The 21,140-nt window shown below is 44.7% G+C and carries 18 protein-coding genes; 12 read left to right on the forward strand and 6 right to left on the reverse strand.

Translation table 11 applies throughout. The annotated features are described in order from the left end of the window. Positions 1-4 precede the first annotated feature (4 nt). The 7 genes from sprA (at position 5) to R8G66_32510 (ending at position 12,504) form a co-directional block, all read left to right on the forward strand. A complete protein-coding gene (sprA, locus tag R8G66_32480) occupies positions 5-7,264 on the forward strand; it encodes a cell surface protein SprA (protein MDW3197140.1) in 7,260 nt (2,419 codons plus the stop codon). 93 nt (positions 7,265-7,357) lie between these two features. Next, on the forward strand, positions 7,358-7,732 hold the full coding sequence (gene gcvH, locus R8G66_32485; GenBank protein MDW3197141.1) for a glycine cleavage system protein GcvH: 375 nt from the start codon (positions 7,358-7,360) through the stop codon (positions 7,730-7,732). Next, positions 7,729-8,088 carry a VanZ family protein gene (locus R8G66_32490; protein ID MDW3197142.1) on the forward strand — a complete coding sequence of 120 codons (360 nt, stop codon included), beginning with the start codon at positions 7,729-7,731 and terminating at the stop codon, positions 8,086-8,088. The genes gcvH and R8G66_32490 overlap by 4 nt, the downstream gene beginning before the upstream one ends. Before the next feature lie 307 nt (positions 8,089-8,395). After that, complete coding sequence (locus R8G66_32495; protein ID MDW3197143.1) at positions 8,396-9,013, forward strand: energy transducer TonB; 618 nt, start codon at positions 8,396-8,398, stop codon at positions 9,011-9,013. Positions 9,014-9,170: 157 nt separating this feature from the next. Next, entirely contained in the window at positions 9,171-9,416 is a 246-nt protein-coding gene (locus R8G66_32500) for an OadG family transporter subunit (protein MDW3197144.1), read from the forward strand. A gap of 16 nt (positions 9,417-9,432) precedes the next feature. After that, entirely contained in the window at positions 9,433-11,307 is a 1,875-nt protein-coding gene (locus R8G66_32505; protein MDW3197145.1) for a biotin/lipoyl-containing protein, read from the forward strand. A 33-nt stretch (positions 11,308-11,340) separates the two neighbouring features. After that, complete coding sequence (locus R8G66_32510) at positions 11,341-12,504, forward strand: sodium ion-translocating decarboxylase subunit beta (GenBank protein ID MDW3197146.1); 1,164 nt, start codon at positions 11,341-11,343, stop codon at positions 12,502-12,504. A gap of 3 nt (positions 12,505-12,507) precedes the next feature. Here the strand turns inward: R8G66_32510 and R8G66_32515 are convergent, their stop codons facing one another. The 6 genes from R8G66_32515 to R8G66_32540 form a co-directional block, all read right to left on the reverse strand. Then, the gene (locus R8G66_32515) at positions 12,508-13,386 is read right to left on the reverse strand and encodes a hypothetical protein (GenBank protein MDW3197147.1); all 879 of its coding nucleotides are present in this window, start codon (positions 13,384-13,386) and stop codon (positions 12,508-12,510) included. Between the two features lie 110 nt (positions 13,387-13,496). Next, positions 13,497-14,237, reverse strand: a complete 741-nt coding sequence (locus R8G66_32520) for a DJ-1/PfpI family protein (GenBank protein ID MDW3197148.1) — start codon at positions 14,235-14,237, stop codon at positions 13,497-13,499. Further along, positions 14,221-15,474, reverse strand: coding sequence for a methionine adenosyltransferase (gene metK, locus R8G66_32525; protein ID MDW3197149.1), 1,254 nt, complete (start codon positions 15,472-15,474; stop codon positions 14,221-14,223). Before metK ends, R8G66_32520 begins: the two co-directional genes overlap by 17 nt. A 110-nt stretch (positions 15,475-15,584) precedes the next feature. After that, complete coding sequence (locus tag R8G66_32530) at positions 15,585-16,295, reverse strand: SAM-dependent methyltransferase (GenBank protein MDW3197150.1); 711 nt, start codon at positions 16,293-16,295, stop codon at positions 15,585-15,587. A 6-nt stretch (positions 16,296-16,301) separates the two neighbouring features. Further along, positions 16,302-17,063, reverse strand: coding sequence for an alpha/beta fold hydrolase (locus R8G66_32535; GenBank protein MDW3197151.1), 762 nt, complete (start codon positions 17,061-17,063; stop codon positions 16,302-16,304). Further along, positions 17,060-17,773: a pyridoxine 5'-phosphate synthase gene (locus tag R8G66_32540; protein ID MDW3197152.1), complete on the reverse strand. Its 714-nt coding sequence runs from the start codon at positions 17,771-17,773 to the stop codon at positions 17,060-17,062. The genes R8G66_32535 and R8G66_32540 overlap by 4 nt, the downstream gene beginning before the upstream one ends. Positions 17,774-17,817: 44 nt before the next feature. Between R8G66_32540 and R8G66_32545 the strand changes: the two genes are divergently transcribed. The 5 genes from R8G66_32545 to R8G66_32565 are packed head-to-tail and all read left to right on the forward strand — an operon-like array spanning position 17,818 to position 21,123. Continuing rightward, positions 17,818-18,270 (forward strand): GatB/YqeY domain-containing protein, encoded by a 453-nt coding sequence (locus R8G66_32545; GenBank protein ID MDW3197153.1) that lies wholly within the window; start codon positions 17,818-17,820, stop codon positions 18,268-18,270. After that, complete coding sequence (locus R8G66_32550) at positions 18,271-18,801, forward strand: CvpA family protein (protein ID MDW3197154.1); 531 nt, start codon at positions 18,271-18,273, stop codon at positions 18,799-18,801. It abuts the gene before it with no gap. Positions 18,802-18,822: 21 nt separating this feature from the next. Next, positions 18,823-19,569 carry an alpha/beta hydrolase gene (locus R8G66_32555; GenBank protein MDW3197155.1) on the forward strand — a complete coding sequence of 249 codons (747 nt, stop codon included), beginning with the start codon at positions 18,823-18,825 and terminating at the stop codon, positions 19,567-19,569. Between the two features lie 8 nt (positions 19,570-19,577). After that, complete coding sequence (locus tag R8G66_32560; GenBank protein ID MDW3197156.1) at positions 19,578-20,243, forward strand: CBS domain-containing protein; 666 nt, start codon at positions 19,578-19,580, stop codon at positions 20,241-20,243. Positions 20,244-20,250: 7 nt separating this feature from the next. Beyond that, a complete protein-coding gene (locus R8G66_32565; GenBank protein MDW3197157.1) occupies positions 20,251-21,123 on the forward strand; it encodes an NAD kinase in 873 nt (290 codons plus the stop codon). Positions 21,124-21,140 lie beyond the last annotated feature (17 nt).

A 21,140-nucleotide genomic window follows, 5' to 3' on the forward strand; every position in this document is an offset into this window, starting at 1 on the left:
TTTTTTGAAGAGAACATTAGACATAAGGCGACGTTTCCCAATCGTTTTGTTGCTGACATTCCTTGGAGTGTTGGGCACAATCCCTGCTTCGGCATTCCTGTTTCGGCAAGAACAGGATACAACGAGACAGGACACGACGATCGTGGAGCCTTATCAACCTTCAAAAACACCAACCTATCGTCCACAGTATCGCTTCGGAGATCCTTTTTCTAATCGAACCAGTCAGTCGCCGTTATTGCTCAATGACCCGTCTCAGCTGGATTTTAGGGTAGATTTCGATACAAGTGGCGTCAATTATTCGATTTTCGAAAAACTGAGTGAGGTCAATTTCCGACCCGCTACTTCCATGTCTTTTGGAGAATTCGACCGGTACACCACCAGTCAGATCAATCGACAATACTGGAAAGACCGGTCTGCCGGACTGGACGGAGAGAGTGCCGTCAGTGGTCGTAGACTCATCCCGAAACTGTACATCAGTCCGGTTTTTGATCGCATCTTCGGCGGAAGCTATATTGATATTCAGCCTACGGGGTTTGCTAACCTTGATTTCGGAGGCCGATGGCAATTCGTGGACAACCCGCAGGTTCCGCAGCGGCAACGCCGAAACGGAGGCTTCAATTTCAATATGCAATTGAGTACCAATGTGGTGGGAAAGATCGGTGAAAAGCTTGCAGTAACCTTCAACTTCGACAACAACAATACGTTCGATTTTCAAAACCAGCTGAAGGTAGAATACACAGGGTACGAAGAAGATATCATCAAGAAAATAGAGATCGGTAACGTAAGTATGCCGGTCCAAAACAGCTTATTAACGGGTGCCCAGAGCCTGTTCGGAGTAAAGACCCAATTACAATTCGGTAAACTGTTTGTGACAACCATTGCTTCCCGACAGCAGGGAAGGAGTGAAGTGATCACGGTCGGTGGTGGTCAGGGAATTACCAATAACACGTCCGGTAGAGGTGGCCGAAATCAAGGAGATAACATCAATATCCAGGCATCGGAGTATGACGAGAACAGGCACTTCTTTCTTGGGCATTATTTCCGTGACAACTATGAACGCTGGCACAGCAACCTACCTGAAATTAATTCCGGGGTACAGGTTCGAAGAGTAGAGGTTTATTCGATCAATCGGAACAACGATACCCGGACGACACGAAATTTTATCGCCTTAATGGACCTGGGAGAAAGCAACCCTAACCGGGTATTCAGAGATGGCAATGCCCTGGTTGGCAACCTTTCAAGTCGGGCGCAAACGGATAATAGTGCGAACCAACTTTATGATAACCTGAGAAACCGCTCACGAGATCCAGCAGATCTCCGTAGTTTCCTGAACGATCAGGGATTTGAAGAAAGTACTGATTTTGTTACGATCAATACGGCAAGAAAACTGGATCCTTCCGAATACATTGTCAATGAGAAGTTGGGTTATGTAACCTTATTGCGACGGCTACAAAACGATGAAGTACTTGCGGTATCTTATGAGTATACGGAGATCGGTCAGCGATATCAGGTAGGTGAGCTTACAGAAAACTATCAAGGCAGACCAGACGATGATGCCATCATCCTCAAAATGTTGCGTCCCAACCAGATTGACACAGAGATTCCGACCTGGGACCTGATGATGAAAAACATCTATAACCTGAGAACCACACAAGTTCAGGAAGATGGATTCTCGTTACGAATACATTATAAAGACGATAGAACAGGTCAGGATAACCCTTCACTCCACCTGGGTCGAAGAACGAAAGATCAGCCACTGATCGAATTAATGGGGCTGGACCAACTGAACAGAAATGGTGACCGTCAGCGTGATGGAAATTTTGACTTTGTGCCGGGAGTGACGATTGATACAAGGAATGGTAACGTCATTTTTCCGGTCCTTGAACCGTTTGGTAGCCGATTAGCCAGTTTCTTCGATCCCGATGAAGGCAATCTGGTGGATCAATTCGTATATGATACCCTTTATCGAACGACAAAGGCCAATGCCGAACTAGTATCCGCCCTCAACAAGTACATCATTTTAGGTAGCTCCTCGGGAAGTGTATCGAATGTGATCCCATTGGACGGATTCAACATTGCTCCAGGCTCCGTGACCGTAACTGCGGGAGGAACCTTACTGACGGAAGGCCTGCACTATGATGTGGATTATAATCTCGGACAGGTCCGGATTAGGGATGATGCAATTTTACAATCAGGCAAAGCCATCAGTGTGGCTTATGAGAAGGCGGACCTGTTCAACTTTCAAACCCGATGGCTGACTGGTGCTCATTTTGATTACCGCGTCAATGATAATTTCAACATTGGAGCGACGGTACTTCGTCTCAACGAGCGACCTGGTGGAATTTCCCGATTTGCCATTGGAGATGAACCCACTAGAAATACCAAGTACGGTTTCAATATTAATTGGCAGGAGGAGTCCTTATTCCTGACCAAGCTGGTAGATGCCTTGCCTCTTGTCAGTACCAAAGAACCTTCCAATATCACGTTCAGCGCAGAGTTGGCACAGCTGGTGCCGGGTACATCCAATATCGTACAGGGAACAGGAACTTCCTATATTGATGATTTTGAGAATGCGACCACTCCCCTGAATTTGGGCAACTGGCCCGCCTGGCGTTTGGCAGCGACTCCCAGAGAGCGATTTGGCGATTTCAACGGCCGTGAATTGAATTACAATCGGGCGAAGATGGCGTGGTATACCATTGATAATTCTATTTTTTATCGGGCTACGGGCGTCAACCGACCCCCCAACATCAATGAAGATGACCTGGAGAATCACTATGTGAGGTTTGTACTGCCACAGGAGATTTTCACTCAGCGAGATGCCGAGCTCGTCACCACCAACGAGCCAATCTTCGATATTGCCTACTACCCTTCCGAAAGAGGCCCCTACAACTTCAACCCAATGGCCACTCGTTCTCAGAGTGATCATACAGAATTCAATATCCCGGGAGATCGCGAAAACTGGGCGGGGATCAGTCGGGCCATCACTACAAATGTTGACTTTGTGGCGACCAACATCGAATACCTGGAATTTTGGTTGCTGGATCCGTTCATCGATGGTCCATTAGGTGTGGTGAATGATGGCTCGCCTTCGCCGACAAATAACACGCGAGGTGGAGACCTGTATTTCAACCTGGGAAGCGTATCAGAAGACATCATGCGGGATGGACGTCATGCCTTTGAAAACGGGCTGCCTCAGGATGGTTCGATTGAAAACACGACCACATCAGCCTGGGGACGCGTTACGAACAGTCAATTCCTGACGAATGCCTTTGTCAATGACGGTAACGCCCGAGCAAATCAGGACATTGGTTTAGATGGGCTCAATGATGCCGCAGAGCGTGATGACTTTAACTACTCCATGGTGGGGCCTCTTCCTTCCATATACACCAACGATCAGGTGGAAGATCCTGCGGGGGACAATTTCCAGTATTACCTGGGTGACAACCTCAACGTACGAGATGCTAAAATTCTGGAACGATACAAAAGTTTTAACGGGCCAGAGGGCAACTCACCAGTCAGTAGTGGCGGCAATTTTACCCCGGCATCCACGCAGTTCCCAGACAATGAGGATCTGAATGAAGACAATACGATTTCCGATCTGGAGGAATATTATGAATATCGCGTTTCTCTGAATCCAGGCTCCTTACAAGTTGGTACCAACAATATCATTGATGCGGTGGAAGGTCGAGGCGGAGTGATGTGGTATCAGTTCAGAATTCCTATAAGAAATCCTCAGAACTATCGAATCGTAGGAACGCCTACATTCAACAATATCAAATATGTACGGATGTTCATGACCAACTTCGATCAGCCTGTCGTGCTGCGAATGGCGAAATTCCAGCTAGTGGGTAGCCAATGGAGAAAATCTACCACGGCTTTGAACGAGTTGGGACTGAATGAGCTTCCCGAAACGACCACTAGTGATTTTGATGTTTCGGTGGTGAACATTGAAGAAAATGGTGGCGGTGGTGAAGGCATTCGTTATGTGATTCCTCCTGGATTAGACAGAGATCGCGATAATACCACGGCAATTAACCGTCGAGTCAATGAGCAATCCTTGCAGCTTTGTGTTGAAGAACTGGCAGATCGGGATGCGCGTGCCGTTTTCAAGACCAATCTGAATTATGACTTGATCAACTACGGTCGCATCAAAATGTTCTTGCATGCACAGGATTATCGTGGCTCAGGTTTACAAGACGATCAACTGGTTGGTTTCTTGCGACTAGGATCAGATGAGAATGAAAACTACTATGAAATTGAAGTTCCGCTCAAAGTAACGCCGGGTAATCCTGGTGTGACTGGAGACATGCTTCGAAGGGCCGTATGGCCCGAGGCCAATGAAATTGATGTTTCAATCCTTGAAATTCTGGCCTTGAAATCCAAAAGGAACCGTACGAGATCGGAAGCCGATGTGGGGATTCCTTTCTCAGAACCTACAGACGATGGCCGATTTGTATTGACAGTAAAAGGTAACCCGGACATCAGTAACATCACTACCATGCTGATTGGGGTGCGAAATCCCGGCTCTGAAGATCGGGAAGCACGATCTATCTGTATGTGGGCGAATGAATTGCGTGTTACCGACTTTGATTCCAGAAAAGGCTGGGCGGCCAACGCAAGACTGAGTGTAAAACTTGCAGACCTGGCAACTGTTTCAGCATCCACCAGATACACATCCATCGGTTACGGGACCATTCAGCAAAAGATATCTGAAAGAACCCGTGCTGAGTCTATCCAATATGATGTATCGACTTCCGTGAACGTGGAAAAATTCCTATGGCCGGAAAAAACAGGATTGAAGATCCCGATGTTTGCGAGCTACGAACAATCCAGGGTCACACCACAATTTGATCCCCTCGATCCTGACACCAGATTAGAAGCAGCGCTGGAAAGTTTTGATACGGAACAAGAGCGGAATGAATACAAACGACTGGTCGAAGATCGTCGGACAAGCCGAAGCTTGAACTTTACCAATGTCCGGAAGCAAAAAGTCAATCCGGAAGCGGGTAGTAATATTTATGATATTGAGAATTTCACTTTCTCCTATGCTTACAGCGACATTGTTTCGAGCAGCGTCAATCAGCAATCCTTTATTCAGAAAACCGTATCCGGAGGACTTGCCTACAATTATTCGCCCCCTGCGCTGAGCGTGGAACCTTTTGGTAAGGCCAAATGGGCTGAAAGTCCTTTTCTGAAAATGATCAAAGACATCAATTTTTCACCGTTCCCATCTAACCTTTCCTTTAGGGCAGATCTGAACAGAAGTTTCCGGCAGACACAATTGTACAACGATCAGCTGACCATTGAGGGAATTGAACCGTTTTATGAGCGCCTTTTCACCTTTCAGCGCGCTTACAATTTGCGATGGAACCTCTTCCGCGGCCTGGGACTGGATTACAGCGCCAGAGCTAATGCTGTCATTGATGAGCCCGATGACCGAATTGAGGGGGATATCGATACCCGACTGGAACGACAATTCATTTGGGAGCAGATTGCCAATTTTGGGCGGATGAAAAATTTCCAGCAAGATATTTCATTGAATTACAAGTTGCCACTGGATAAGCTGCCCATTACGGATTGGATGAGTGGGGATTTCAGGTATTCGGTAGGCTACAACTGGACAGCTGGTTTTGTGAACCGACAGGATGGATTTAGCAATGAACCACCAGATGCTAATGACCCTAACTTCTTCGGAAACTTCATCAGTAATAACCGAAGCCAGGCACTCACTGGAAAATTTGATTTGGTCAAATTGTATAACAAGTGGGGTTACCTCAAAAAATTGAATGGTCCCACCCGTACCCGAAGCAGCTCAAGAAGCCGGGCACAAGCCAATCGCGGGAATCAGCAAAATGAGGAGGAAGAGGAGAAAAAATCAGGTGATAACAAAGCTGTCAATGGGCTGGTCCGTCTGTTGATGTCCGTCCGGTCTATTAATGTGAACTACAATGTTCGGGAAGGCACAACGCTGCCTGGGTTCCTGCCAAATCTCTATTTATTCGGATTGGATAGTGGATTCAATGCGCCCGGTTGGGAATTCCTTTTGGGAAGTCAAAATTCTGATATCCGCCAACGTGCGGCCAATGGAGGCTGGTTAACCACCAACCCGGCGCTGACAAATCCATTTGAGCAGAATATTAGTACGGACCTGACGATTTCGGCAAATGTGGAACCTATTCGTGATTTGAAAATTAAGCTGGATGCGAAACGGACGAATACCTCAAACTTTCAGGAAATCTTTAGTTTTGATACCACCTCCAACAATTTCCGATCGCTTTCGCCTTCAAGGGGCGGTAGTTATAACATCTCTTTCCTTTCTATCAATACTGCCTTTGAGAAACAGGAAAATGATATATCTGATGCCTTCCTTCAGTTTGCGGATAACATCGCAATCATGCGAGATCGTCTGAACCGACAAGCAGAATTGGCAGGCTTGGGAGCTTCCTATGACACCCTGTCTCAGGACATTTTGATCCCCGCATTCGTTGCGGCTTATAGTAATCAGGATGCCAATACCGCGCGTACTTCACCATTTCCGAAGATACCGATACCTAACTGGCGAGTGGACTATGCTGGATTGTCGAAGCTTCCAGGCTTGAGTGATATCTTTTCTTCTGTCAACATTACCCATGGCTATCGCAGTGTCTTCAGTGTGAATAATTATACGAACTCACTGAGATATGATCAGGGTGTTGGTTTGGAGAATAATATCATTGACTATCCTCTGGCTTCCGTGGTGGATGAAAACAGTGGAAACCTGGTGCCGGTTTACAATATCCAGCAAGTAACTATTTCGGAACAGTTTGCGCCGCTGATTGGGATCAATATTCGAACCAAGACCAACCTGACGTCAAGATTGGAGTTTAAAAGAGACCGAAACTTGTCGTTGAACTTGTCCAATGCCCAGGTAACAGAAACAAAGAACAATGAAATATCCTTCGATTTTGGCTTTGTGAAAGATAATCTCAAGTTGCCATGGAAGGCCAGAGGCCGGACCATCACCATCGAGAACGATGTAACTTTCCGTATGAATCTGAGCATCCGGGATGCATTGACCATTCAGCGAAACCTGGAAGGAGAAAATACGATCACCAATGGTAATGCCAATTTTCAGATGCGGCCAACGATTGGGTACAAACTTAACGACCAACTGGACCTGACCATGTATTTTGAAAGAACGATCACGAATCCACAGGTCGGTTCGTTCAGACGAGCGACCACTGCATTTGGTATCCAGACACGTCTGAATTTTGCCCAATAACGACAGTCATTTACCCAGTCAAGTACATTTCATTTTCAGGTCATCAGATTTCAATTGCGAAGACTTATTTTTGGGCCTTTAAATGAAATCAACATGAACATTCCCGAAGAACTCAAATACACTAAAGAACACGAGTGGGTCAGAATTGATGGCGATACGGCCACTGTAGGCGTTACTGATTTTGCGCAAGGCGAATTAGGTGATGTCGTTTATGTAGAAATTGAAACTGAAGGCGAAACAATCGGTGAAGGTGATGTATTCGGTACCGTAGAAGCGGTAAAGACAGTTTCTGACCTGTTTATGCCGGTTTCCGGAGAAATATTAGAATTCAATTCAGCACTTGAAGGAAATCCCGAACTAGTCAATTCTGATCCTTATGGAGAGGGTTGGATGATCAAAGTGAAAGTCGACGACATGGGATCTTCATTGATTTCCGCTGAAGAATATAATTCACTGATCGGAGGTTGAGATATACAATTGGACTGATTACCTGGGTGCTCTTGATGTCCTATGGAATTTTCAAGCCAGGTAATCCCAATGCGGAATCCTATTGGTTCTTTCCCGGAGACGATAAACTCATTCATTTGGGTTTGTTCTGCGGACTGACTTCACTATTTATACTGGCCATGACATTTGATTGGAAATTACAAACGTCAAGGGCCATAAGAATAGCAATTATCACGGGCTTAATTTTTGCAAGTATCACTGAGCCCATTCAATACTATGTACCCTTCAGGTCCTCAGATTGGTACGATTTCCTGTTCAATGTCATTGGAGTATTCACCGGTTTAGGAGCCTTCCAACTGATCTTCAACAGGAAATAATTGCCTCAATATCACCTACCGTTCGTTTATAATCCCGGATCGTTTACAAAAAATTGAAAACTTCGGGTGGTTTAGCATCGATTAAGTGATATATTTGATGCTTACTAATTGTTTAATTGAAGTAAATATGATTGCTATACTTATCATTTTCATAGTGGCCATCATAGGACTTGTGTTTCTGACGAAGTTCGCTCTGGACTCTAATCAGAAAAGCTTGTTCGAGAAGAGTGCGTCATCAAACGAGAATGTGCTCTTGAAGAAATTTGCGCATGCAGATTTGAACCGATGGGCTCGTGCATTTGCAACGATGGGCCTTATGTTCACGCTGGCATTTGTGCTTTGGGCATTTGAACACAAAACTTACGACGATACAGGTCTGTTAGATCTGGGTCAGGTAGAGGACGATTTTGAGGATATCATGGATATTCCTCCAACCGAGCAACCACCGCCCCCTCCACCAAAGGTGCAGCTTCCTGAGATTATTGAGGTTCCTGATGAAGAGGAAATCGAAGAAGAGATCGAAGTTGAGCTTGATGTTGAGGTAACTGAGGAAACGGTTGTTGAGGATATCGTATTCGAAGAAGCTCCTGAAGAAGAGGAAGTGGACGAGATTTTCGATATTGTAGAAGATCAGCCAGAATATCCCGGAGGTATCGCGGCATTCTACAAGTACGTGAGTAAAAACATGAAGTACCCTAAGCAAGCGCGAAGAATGGGTATCGAGGGTAAAGTATACGTTCAGTTCGTAGTAGACAAAGACGGAAGCGTTACCGATGTACGTGCTGTGAAAGGTATTGGAGCTGGTTGTGATGAGGAAGCTGAAAGAGTACTTCGTCAATCACAAAAATTCAAGCCTGGAAGACAAAGAGGAAGACCTGTGAAAGTGAGAATGATGATGCCGATCATCTTCAAATTGAACAATTAATCTTCCAAGAAATTAATAGAAGCCGGTCTCATTTGAGATCGGCTTTTTTTATGTCCATAAGGTAAATTTTGCATTTGGTTGAAGAATTCAACCATACCACACAATCTGATTTAATATCCTACTGCTTATTGCTTAATTTCAGGGCTTAATTCACCCCATGGAAAACGAAATTTCGCAGGCACTCACCCTTATGGGTATAGGCATGATTACTGTGTTTGTTGTGCTGTCACTGGTTGTAGTGATAGGAAACCTTTTGATCCAAATCGTCAACCGATTTGCACCTGTCCCAATAAGTCCTGAGAAAAAACCGGAAATTTCCAATGCAAAAATTGCAGCCATTACCGCAGCAGTAGAGATGTTCACTGCAGGTAAAGGACGCATTACCAAAATCGAGAAGAAATAACAACAACCCAATATCCATGTCAAGAGAAATCGGATTAAGTCTCGTATATAGAGACATGTGGCAATCATCTGGAAAGTATATGCCACGTGTTGATCAATTAGTGCGTGTTGCAGAACCCATTGTAGATATGGGATGCTTTCGACGTGTAGAGACAAACGGTGGAGGATTTGAACAGATCAATCTGCTTTATGGAGAAAACCCCAATCATTCCGTAAGGCAGTGGACACAAGCTTTCAACGATGCTGGAATTGAAACGCACATGTTGGAAAGAGGCCTCAATGCATTGCGAATGTATCCCGTTCCGAAAGATGTACGCCGATTGATGTTCAAATTGAAAAAGATCCAGGGAACAGACATCTCACGATCTTTTGATGGACTGAATGATACCAGAAACCTTAAGCTTTCAATAGAGTATGCAAAGGAAGGAGGCATGATCGCTCAGGCAGCCCTCTGTATCACTCATTCGGAGCTGCATACCGTCAATTATTACGTGAAAATGGCTGAAGAGCTCATCGGTATGGGAGCTCAGGAAATTTGCATCAAGGACATGGCTGGCATCGGACGACCTGCTTCAATGGGGAAGCTTGTCAAAGAGATCAAAGCACTGGCAGATATCAAAGTAACCTATCATGGCCACTCTGGTCCTGGCTTTTCCGTGACGTCTTCGCTGGAAGCGGCTCGAGCAGGGGCTGATTTTATTGATGTCGGAATGGAACCGCTTTCATTTGGTACAGGTCACGCAGATCTATTGACTGTTCATGAAGTGTTGAGAGATGCAGGGTTTAGTGTTCCTGATATCAACATGAAAGCCTACATGCAAGCGCGTTCGCTTACACAGGAATTCATGGATGATTTCCTGAAATATTACATCAATGAGAAAAACCGTCAGATGAATGCCCTGCTGATAGGACCAGGTCTGCCTGGTGGTATGATGGGTAGTCTGATGTCGGACCTGGAGAGTAACCTAAGGAGCCTCAATAAATGGATGGCGAAAAACAACAAGCCAGAAGTCACTCAGGATCAGTTGATGATTGCTCTGTTCGATGAAGTAAAGACCATCTGGCCGATGATTGGTTATCCACCATTGGTGACACCCTATAGCCAATATGTAAAAAATGCAGCACTAAGTAATGTGACGCAAATGATGAAGGGTAAGGAGCGTTGGTCGCTGCTGGATGATAGTACCTGGTCGATGATCCTTGGAAAATCAGGACAGGTACCCGGAGCAGTATCTCATGAGATCAAAGACCTGGCAGCATCACAAGGGCGCGAATTTTTTGAGGGAGATCCTCAAGACCTTCAGCCAGATGCATTGGATGAGTACAGAGCCAAAATGCAGGATAAGGGATGGGAGACCGGCCCTGATGATGAGGAACTCTTCGAATACGCTATGCATCCCGAGCAATACGAAGATTATAAGTCTGGTAAAGCAAAAGCTGCCTTTGAAAAAGACCTGGCTGAGAAAAAAGGAAAAGCCAATCAGCCACAAACTGCTTCTCCTGCTAGTTCTCCGGTAGCTGCCCCTGATTTCCAGCCGAAAACTTTGAATGTAGATGTAAATGGTGAGCAGTATACGGTTGCTGTTTCTTACGATGGTACTGAGGTGGCTCAACCCACTGCTCCTCAAGAAGCCAAAGCTGCGACACCTGCACAGCAAGGCACTCGAAAGATCGAAGCACCACTCGAAGGAAAGATCTACCTGACCAAAGACCCTTCTGATACGGAGGTAAAAGTGGGCAGTCAGGTGAAGAAAGGTGATGTGGTTTGCTACATAGAAGCGATGAAGGTTGTAAATGCCATCAAATCTGAATTTTCAGGTACAGTCACCGAAGTATTGGTCAAAGATGGTGACGAAGTACTGGATGATGACACATTGTTCATTTTAAGCTAACGCACTTTGGAGCTACTACAACGCTTGTACGAAATGACGGCTCTGCAAGACATAGCCGATCAACCTCAGATCTTACTGATGATCCTCATTGCTGCAGGTCTCTTGTATCTGGGGATCAAAAAGCAATATGAGCCCTTGTTATTGGTCCCAATAGCTTTCGGGATGTTACTTGCCAATTTCCCTGGAGGGCAAATGGGCGTGGTAAAGATTGATGAAAACCTCACGCTTTACCAGATTGCAAAGGAGCATGGGATCATGAATTATCTGTATTATGCGCTAATCAAGACCGGGTTTTTGCCTCCGATCATATTCCTTGGCGTTGGTGCATTGACAGACTTTGGTCCCATGCTAAGAAACCTTCGCCTGGCTTTTTTTGGTGCGGCTGCACAGATAGGCATATTTACCGTGTTGATATCAGCAGTGGCGCTTGGATTCACACTGAAGGAAGCCGCCTCTCTGGGAATCATTGGCGGAGCTGACGGACCGACGGCCATTTACACGACCATCAAACTGGCTCCACATTTATTGGGACCCATTGCCATTGCTGCCTATTCTTACATGGCCCTCGTACCGGTGATCATTCCTTTTGTAGTCCGCTTTACGGTTACGGAAAAAGAATTGAAAATCAATATGAAGGAGCAGGATAAGCTGTATCCGAGCAATACACCGATCAAAAACCTACAAACCCTGAAAATCATTTTTCCGATTGCAGTTGGCACTTTGGTGGCATTACTTGTGCCCTCTTCCGTTCCCTTAATTGGTTTACTGATGTTTGGTAACCTGATAAAAGAAATTGGCCCTATGGTAAGTCGCTTACATCAGGCAGCTTCACAGACCATTTTGAATGCGGCAACGATTTTCCTGGGCTTATCTGTTGGCGCGACCATGACCGTCAAAGCTTTTTTGAACATGGAGACCTTATTGATCATTGCGGGTGGATTCGTGGCTTTTGCTATCTCCATTGCAGGAGGAATTCTGGCAGTTAAAGCGTACAACCTATTTGCGAAGAAAAAGATCAACCCATTGATCGGCGCAACAGGACTGAGTGCTGTGCCTATGGCTTCCCGGGTGGCCAATGACATTGCTTTGAAGCATGATCCTAACAATCACCTGTTGCAATATGCCATGGCCAGTAATATCTCCGGAGTGATCGGATCAGCCGTCGCAGCCGGGGTGCTGATCTCGTTTTTAGGTTAAAACTTACATTGTTTCTTCGACGGTTTCGTCTATGTAGGTAAGGTAGTCTTTGGCAACGCGTTCGCCCAAAGCTTCAAATCCCTGGAAACTTTGCCAGTCCAGTTTGCCATTTTTAATGAAGGCTACCGGGTAATACATATCGGAATAGAGGGAATATCTGTTGAATAAGATGCCTTTCTTCGTATCAGGATTAATGCTGTGCATGGTAAAATGAATACCATTGAACGTCACTGCCTTGGTCATGTATTTCGTATTGATCTCAATGCTTAGGATGGCATCAAAACCTTGTTCTAAAGCGTATTCGGCAAGACCATCCATGATCTTTCCGGACTCTCCATCTTTACTTAAGGTATAAATGAATTCAAATTCGCCGCCACTGGCATCCATTTTATAATCCCGGATGGTCTTAGAAAAAGGATCAGCTGTTCTTAATTTTTTAGCGAGTTGCTCATATTCATCTTCCTCATGCGGGGCTTCCAGAAAATCAGATGGAGACATCAATTCGATCTCGGACCCTGCAAAAGCGGCCTTTACCCCTTCGACCAGTGGTGTGGCCATTTTATTGAAGAAGTAGTTTTTCTCCCCTTCATTGGAATGAACATAGAGAAAATGTGCCTTTCGGAATGTGAATTTTTCTTCAAATAAATAGGTGGTGATCAGCCCGATTTTTTTCGGTTTCAAATTATCCTCTGTGACCAGACCATCTCTGATTTCTTTTTTCAGTGTTTTGGCCAGGCCTGAGTAAACGTCTACATGTCCGAAGAAGACTTCATCGGGCTTGTCGACATAATCCTGAATGGTTTCTATTTCGTCTTGAGCTATCAGTGAAATAGTAAAAAGTAGACAAGCGGTAAGTAAGGTCACACGGTATTTTAGCATCATCGTCCAGTTGGTGAGAAAAGTATGCTTCGAAAATAGTGAGAATACCTGCTTGAACTCAAGTATTTGCCGTGGACAAATGGTAGGCAGGGGAAGAAAATGAGAATTTCTAACTATTTCTCGACCCGAAAGAACTGATAATCAGTCAAATTCCAATCAATGACGAGGCCTTTTCCTACATTTTTAGCGATTTGATCCCCGTAGAGGTGATGCACTAAATAGAGGGCCACATCATAAGACTTTGCTCCGCCGGCAGAGGTAAGTAAGTTGCCATCATGAACGAAAGTGAGTCCTTCTTTCACATCCAGACTTGGAAACGTTTCACGGTATCGACCTATGTCAGATGGGAAAGTCGTGGAAATCTTACCATCAACCAGACCGGCTTTGGCCAGTACAAACGCACCATCGCAAAGAGACATGGTATAATCCGCTTTTGCTCCTGTGGATGATACGAAATCAATCAGCGTTTTATTATCCAGATCTGTGTCCATGTTGTGTTCGGCGCTGGGCACTACAAGAATGTCAATTTCAGGATACGCTTCATCAAAGGAGTAATCAGGGATCAGTTTCAGTCCTTCGAAGGTGACCACTGTATCCTTTTCAGGAGCGATGGTGAAGACTTTGATACCTCCTTCTGTATGGAAAATGGTATGTTGAAAAATGTCATATGGCGCCATCAATTCGGAATTGTAGACGCCATCAATGATAAGGAATGCAGCATTGAAGGATTTTCCAGTAGCTACCGGATCTAATTCAATGAGCGATGATTCTTCACTCTCAGGACTTTGACAAGCCTGAAAGCAAAGCATCAGTACGACAAGCAGTCCTGCTTTATAGTTAAAGGTTAAACGCATTTTTTACCTGATCTACGTAATCCAGCTTTTCCCAGGTAAACGTCTCCACTTCTTTGGTTACTTCTCTTCCTGCGGATTTGAAAGTGAGGGATTTCATCTCAGAAGTTCGGCCCATATGACCATAAGCAGCTGTTTCTGAGTAAATCGGTTCTCTTAATTTCAATCGACGCTCGATCGCAACAGGTCTCATATCAAATATCTCCGAAACCTTTTTCGCGATCTCACCATCGTTCATGCCTTCAACATTCGACGTTCCGTAAGTTTCGATGAATATCCCCATTGGTTCAACCACTCCGATAGCATAAGATACCTGAACAAGTACTTCATCTGCTACGCCTGCAGCCACCAGATTCTTCGCAATGTGTCGGGTTGCATAAGCAGCGGACCGGTCCACTTTAGAAGGGTCTTTACCAGAAAATGCACCGCCGCCGTGAGCGCCTTTACCTCCGTAAGTATCGACAATGATTTTTCTGCCAGTCAATCCGGTATCACCATGAGGCCCACCAATCACAAATTTTCCGGTAGGATTGATGTGGTATTTGATCTCATCGTTGAAGAGTGCCTGGATCTCCTGTTTTTGCTGAGCTTTTACACGTGGGATCAATATATCGATGATATCAGATTTGATCTTGTCCAACATTTCCTGATCCTCTGCAAAATCATCGTGTTGAGTAGACACAACAATCGCATCAATGCGAACAGGCTGATTGTTGTCATCATATTCGATCGTCACCTGAGACTTGGCATCAGGTCTTAGATATTTGATTGCGTCATTTTCCCTTCTCAGGGCAGCTAACTCGATCAGGATTTTATGTGAAAGGTCCAATGCCAGTGGCATATAGTTCTCTGTTTCCTTGGTTGCATACCCGAACATCATTCCCTGATCACCTGCGCCCTGCTCTTCCGGGTTAGATCGATCCACACCTCGGTTGATATCGGCAGATTGCTCATGGATTGCAGAGATAACTGCGCATGATTTAGAATCAAACTGGTATTCACTTTTGGTGTATCCGATCCGCTCGATTACATCTCGTGCGATCTGCTGTACATCCAGGTAGCTGTCTGATTTAACTTCACCCGCCAGGGTTACAAGCCCGGTAGTTACCAGTGTTTCACATGCTACCTTAGAATTAGCATCAAATGCAAGGAAATGGTCAATAAGTGCATCTGAAATTTGATCTGCTACTTTGTCGGGGTGTCCTTCAGAAACTGACTCGGACGTAAAAAGATAGGGCATGCGTTCTTAATAAATTTAGAGGCGTAAATTTAAAATAATATCTCAGTATTTGAACTCAATTTTTTGTCTTGGGTCGCGACCTACACATTAGGCATCGGTACTTGCACAGATTAAGGATTGCCCAGACAAAATATTGTCGGAATTTTATGTAGGTTGGGTAGATTGGTCTTCCACGATTCTACCCGTTGACTCTTGATCATTTCGGAATCCGAAGAAATGCCAGCAGCTACAGACAGATATGCACTTCCGGGCAGAATTTTTAGAAGATCCGTCATTAGCTTGTCGTTCCGATAGGGTGTTTCCATAAAGATTTGGGTGACCCCATTTCTTTCATGGGACTGTTGCATCTTCCTGATACTTTCTTGACGTTTTTTAGGTTCAATCGGCAGGTATCCGTGAAAAACGAAAGATTGTCCATTGAACCCTGAAGCGATCAAGGCCTGTATGATGGATGAGGGTCCGGGGAGTGGAACCACTTTTATACTTTTTCGATGAGCAAAACTTACGGCAACTTTTCCCGGGTCTGCAATGCCTGGTAAACCTGCTTCAGAGATCACACCCATATCATGGCCCTCAAGCAAAGGGTAGGCTAATTTCCCAATTGATTCAATGGTTGTGTTTTTGTCCAGTTGTTCAAAATGGAGTTGGCTGATGTCGACGCCCAACTTCAACGAGGAAATGTACCTTCTGGCCGTACGAATATTCTCTACGAGGTAGTATTGTGTGTTTTGTACGATGCTTTTGACTAAAGGGGCGATATACGCTCCGTCATTTTGCTCATCGAGGTACGTTGGGATCATGTACAATACACCTTTACTCATAGCTACTTAAGGTAAAAAGTCGAGGACATGAGCGATCAATGCTGCAGGCTTTTCGGCATGGACCCAGTGCCCGGCGCCCTCTACGGTAACTACATTGGAGTCCGGAAAACGTGCCTTAATATCTGCTTCATCTTCTGGTTGGATATAGGAGGATTTTGAACCTCCGACAAACAAAACCGGACCACCATAACCATATCCTTTTGGCAAGCCGACACCTACGTTTTCAATGTTGGCTTCAATCGCTTCCAAATTGATTTTCCAGGAAAACTTTCCTTCTTTATCTCTATGGAGATTTTTCAGAATGAACTGACGGACACCAAAATCCTTGATCATTTGACTCATCTGCGTATCAGCATCCTTTCGACTTTGCAGCGTCGATAAATTCACGCTATGAAATCCCTCAAAAATTTGTTGATGATGTGGCAAATAGTGCTTAGGCGCGATATCAACGACAATTAGCTGAGCGACAAGATCAGGATACTTACTGGCCAGAAACATGGCTGCTTTTCCTCCCATGGAGTGCCCCAGAACGTAAGCTTTTTCGATGCTTTCGGAAGTCATCAATGCCACCACATCTTCACTCATCACCTGGTAATCAAATGCATCACTGTGAAAAGAATTGCCGTGATTTCTCAGGTCGACCAGATATACCTTGTACTTTTCTGCAAATGCTTTGGCTTGTGATTGCCAATTGTCAGAAGAGCCAAACACCCCGTGTAAAATGATCAGAGGCTCCCCTTTCCCCAGGGTTCTAAAATTGAGGATCATGCCAATTGTCTTTTGTACATGGGAATAATATTTTCCAGGCCGTAGTACAATGCGTCACAGACCAGGGCATGGCCGATAGAAACTTCATCCAGTTCGATGAGAGAAGACTTTAAGAATTTTAGGTTCTCAAGGCTCAAATCATGTCCGGCATTAATGCCCATTCCCAACTCTTTGGCCTTCTGAGCTGCAGCAACATAGCTTTTTACCGCTGCCTTCTTATTGGCCTCAAACCCAGCTGCATAGGGTTCGGTGTATAATTCGATGCGGTCCGCTCCGATCGCATGAGCTCCTGCTACCATGGCATCGTCAGGATCAACGAAAATCGATACCCTGGCGCCATAAGATTGGAGTTGCGCTACCAGTGGTTTCAGTAAGTCAGCATGAGCGACGGTATTCCATCCTGCATTTGAGGTGAGAACATCGGGTCCGTCCGGAACAAGTGTTGCTTGTGTGGGTCGTGCTTTTTCAATGATCTGCATGTATCGCTCATCGGGATACCCCTCGATATTGAATTCGGTCCTTACGACCTCTTTGATGTCAAAAACATCCTGATAAGTAATATGTCTTTCGTCAGGCCGCGGGTGAACGGTGATGCCTTCAGCCCCAAACTTTTCACAGTCTTTCACTGTTTTTACCAGATTCGGGTTATTTCCACCTCGGGCATTTCTGAGAGTTGCAAATTTGTTGACGTTTACGCTAAGTTTGGTCATCATAGGAGTCACTAACCGATAGAAAGCAAAAATAGTTTTTAGTAATGAGCCTTAAATCAAAGATTGAGCAGGAAATCAAACAAGCCATGTTGCAAAAGCAAAAAGATCGACTGAGAGCATTGCGTGCGATCAAGTCAGCGATCTTGTTGGCAGAGACAGAAAAAGGAGCGGAGAGCGATCTTTCTGAAGAGGTAGAGCTTAAACTGTTGCAAAAAGCCGCCAAACAGAGAAAAGACTCGCTTGATGTGTACAAACAGCAGGGCAGAGAAGACCTGGCTGAAGTAGAACAGCAAGAATTAGCAGTAATAGAAGAATTTCTGCCGCAACAGCTTTCTGAAGAAGAAGTGGAAGCCGCGGTGAAGGAAACCATTGCACAGGTGGGTGCCGCTGGTCCGGGCGACATGGGCAAGGTCATGGGTGCTGCAACTAAAAAATTGTCTGGTAGAGCAGATGGAAAACTTATATCAGCGATAGCAAGAAAATTGCTGACTTCTTAAATGAACTATGTAGACATTTTTCTCCTGGTAATATTAGTACTTGGCGCCATCCGGGGTTACTCCAAGGGATTGATCATCGAGTTATTTTCTTTGATTGCTTTTTTCTTTGGATTGTTTGGAGCCATCAAGTTTTCAGGGCCCATAGCTGCAATATTTTTTGGAGACTCTGATTTTTACCTCATCGGATTGGTCGGAGTGTTCATTGTACTATTCATTGCCTTGAGTGTGGTTATCAATTTAATTGCAAAACTGATCAAGAAAGGTGTTGATCTGATCTTTTTGGGATGGTTTGACAACCTTTTAGGTGGTATTCTGGGTATCTTAAAATGGGGTTTTTTGGTCAGTATGCTGGTGCTCATGCTTAAAGGGGGAGGATTACTGCTCCCAGAAAAAGATCTGGCCAAATCCCGGATATATCCGTATATTGAGGATATAGGCCCCAATGCCTTCAATGCGCTTGAAACAATTTTTCCTTTCTTCGAGAACTTTATCGACTCGATCGACGAGGAAAAGAACAAACACTTTGTTTGAAGAAATATATTTGCGGTTAATATGGAACTCAAAGAAGAAAAGGGATTTACATACGTCGACGAGGGAGAAGGAGAAGTTGTTTTGCTCTTGCACGGACTCTTCGGTGCATTGAGCAATTGGGACAGTGTGGTTAATCATTTCTCTAAAAATTACCGGGTAATTATTCCACTGCTGCCCATTTATACCATGCCTTTGAAAGAAGCGGGATTGGAAGGCTTAACGGATTTTCTTGAGGAATTCCTCGAGGTAAAGCAGTTGAAAGAATTGAACCTGATGGGTAATTCCCTGGGAGGGCATGTCGCTTTGATCTACGCGCTCCGTAAGCCGGAAAACATCAAAAGCCTGATCCTTACCGGCAGCTCCGGCCTGTTTGAGAATACCATGGGTGGATCATTTCCTAAAAGAGGAAGCTATGATTATGTAAAAGAAAGAGTAGCTTATACCTTTTATGATCCAACTACTGCAACTGATGAGTTAGTCGATGAAGTATTTGAAACTACTAAGAGTATTCCTAAGTGCATGAGGATTGTGGCCATGGCTAAGTCCGCACAAAGGAACAATATGGCGGACCTAATACCCGACATCAAGGCAAGAACGTTATTGATATGGGGGTTGAACGATACCATCACGCCACCGATGGTGGGGCATGAATTCAATAGATTACTGCCAAACTCTGAACTTCATTTTATTGATAAATGTTGTCATGCTCCAATGATGGAAGCACCCGAGAAATTCAATATATTGCTTGAGCGCTTTTTAGCGGCATAAAATTCAAGATGAGGGCCAAGGAACTAATAAATTATTTAATACCACCGCTGAAACCTGAAGATACCATCGATCAGGCACTCCAGTGGATGGAAGAGTTTCGTCTCTCTGAACTACCTGTTGCCGATAATGAGGAGTTTTTGGGTGTGGTAAGCGAGGAAATGCTGATGGCCTTACCGGCAGTCGAAGCTCAAATATCAGATTTGCAGCTGGTTGGTCAGGAGACCCTTATCCGTGACACCCGGCATTTTTATGAGGTGTTGAGGGTGGCCTATTCCACCAACCGCAAAGTCGTAGCTGTATTGGATGAGTACGACCGATATATTGGTGCCATTTCTGTAGAAGATGTCGTAGAAGCTTTTGCCAAAACCTCAACGATCCAACATCCTGGGGCCATTTTGGTCATTGAAACCAACAATCGGGACTATTACCTCTCGGAAATCAGCAGAATCGTAGAATCTGTCGATCTTAAAATTCTGAGCAGTTACATCGTCTCCAGAGAGGATGATCCTACTAAAATTGAACTCACCATCAAGATCAATAAAGAGGATACCTCGCACGTGATTTCCATGTTGGATGCCAATGGTTACAAGGTCGTGGAGTCCTTTAGTCAAAGCCAGGGGTCAATGATGGAGAAAGACCGCCTCGATCAGCTCCTGAATTTCTTGAAAATCTGATTTCTTCATGTTTAAGGTAGCGATTCACGGAAGAGAAGTTTCCGAATCTGTCGAAGCTTATGTGAAGGAGGTGATTGATACCTTACGTGCTTATCAAGTAGAAATTTCTGTTTCAGAAGCATTTTCCACCTCCAGGTATGCTCCCTATTTCGAAGGCTTCAATAGATTTTCCCGGGTTGAACAAATCGATCAATTCGATTTTGTGCTCAGTCTCGGGGGTGATGGCACTTTTCTGGAAACTTTGACGCTTGTAGGCCCTACGGAAATCCCGATCCTGGGCATTAATACCGGAAGATTAGGGTTTTTGGCGCCCATTTCCCGGGAAATGATCAAAGAGGCATTGACCAAACTGTTGAAAGGCAGATACGAAATAGACAACCGTTCACTGGTGTCTTTGGAGGCTTCGGGCAGTCCTTTCGGTGGTGATCATTATGCGATCAATGAATTTGCGATGATCCGAAAGGATACAAGTTCGATGATTGCAATCAAATGTTACATCAATGAACAATACCTGGCTACCTATTGGGCAGATGGCCTTATGGTATCGACTCCTACGGGATCTACTGGATATTCATTGAGTTGTGGAGGACCCATCATTATGCCACATTCAGGGAACTTCATTCTTACACCTGTCAGTCCTCATAATCTAAATGTTCGTCCGCTGGTTTTATCCGATGAGAATGAAATCAGATTCGAGGTAGATAGTAGGAGTACTAATTTTCTGATCTCATTAGATTCACGGTCTACGACAGTGAGTGATGACATCAGCTTGAAAATCACCAAGGCAAAATTTAAAGCTAAACTTCTCAGTATTGAAGGAGTTAGTTTCATAGGCACCTTGAGAAATAAGCTCAATTGGGGTCTGGATAGAAGGAATTAACATAATATTTTTATCTC

The sequence above is a fragment of the Cytophagales bacterium genome (genome assembly GCA_033344775.1).
Taxonomy (GTDB): domain Bacteria; phylum Bacteroidota; class Bacteroidia; order Cytophagales; family Cyclobacteriaceae; genus JAWPMT01.

Coding starts and splice junctions, on each gene's coding strand:
- gcvH (MDW3197141.1), top strand. CDS start 7,358: ATGAACATTCCCGAAGAACTCAAATACACTAAAGAACACGAGTGGGTC.
- R8G66_32495 (MDW3197143.1), top strand. CDS start 8,396: ATGGGCCTTATGTTCACGCTGGCATTTGTGCTTTGGGCATTTGAACAC.
- R8G66_32500 (MDW3197144.1), top strand. CDS start 9,171: ATGGAAAACGAAATTTCGCAGGCACTCACCCTTATGGGTATAGGCATG.
- R8G66_32505 (MDW3197145.1), top strand. CDS start 9,433: ATGTCAAGAGAAATCGGATTAAGTCTCGTATATAGAGACATGTGGCAA.
- R8G66_32510 (MDW3197146.1), top strand. CDS start 11,341: ATGACGGCTCTGCAAGACATAGCCGATCAACCTCAGATCTTACTGATG.
- R8G66_32515 (MDW3197147.1), bottom strand. CDS start 13,386: ATGATGCTAAAATACCGTGTGACCTTACTTACCGCTTGTCTACTTTTT.
- R8G66_32520 (MDW3197148.1), bottom strand. CDS start 14,237: ATGCGTTTAACCTTTAACTATAAAGCAGGACTGCTTGTCGTACTGATG.
- metK (MDW3197149.1), bottom strand. CDS start 15,474: ATGCCCTATCTTTTTACGTCCGAGTCAGTTTCTGAAGGACACCCCGAC.
- R8G66_32530 (MDW3197150.1), bottom strand. CDS start 16,295: ATGAGTAAAGGTGTATTGTACATGATCCCAACGTACCTCGATGAGCAA.
- R8G66_32535 (MDW3197151.1), bottom strand. CDS start 17,063: ATGATCCTCAATTTTAGAACCCTGGGGAAAGGGGAGCCTCTGATCATT.
- R8G66_32540 (MDW3197152.1), bottom strand. CDS start 17,773: ATGACCAAACTTAGCGTAAACGTCAACAAATTTGCAACTCTCAGAAAT.
- R8G66_32545 (MDW3197153.1), top strand. CDS start 17,818: ATGAGCCTTAAATCAAAGATTGAGCAGGAAATCAAACAAGCCATGTTG.
- R8G66_32550 (MDW3197154.1), top strand. CDS start 18,271: ATGAACTATGTAGACATTTTTCTCCTGGTAATATTAGTACTTGGCGCC.
- R8G66_32555 (MDW3197155.1), top strand. CDS start 18,823: ATGGAACTCAAAGAAGAAAAGGGATTTACATACGTCGACGAGGGAGAA.
- R8G66_32560 (MDW3197156.1), top strand. CDS start 19,578: ATGAGGGCCAAGGAACTAATAAATTATTTAATACCACCGCTGAAACCT.
- R8G66_32565 (MDW3197157.1), top strand. CDS start 20,251: ATGTTTAAGGTAGCGATTCACGGAAGAGAAGTTTCCGAATCTGTCGAA.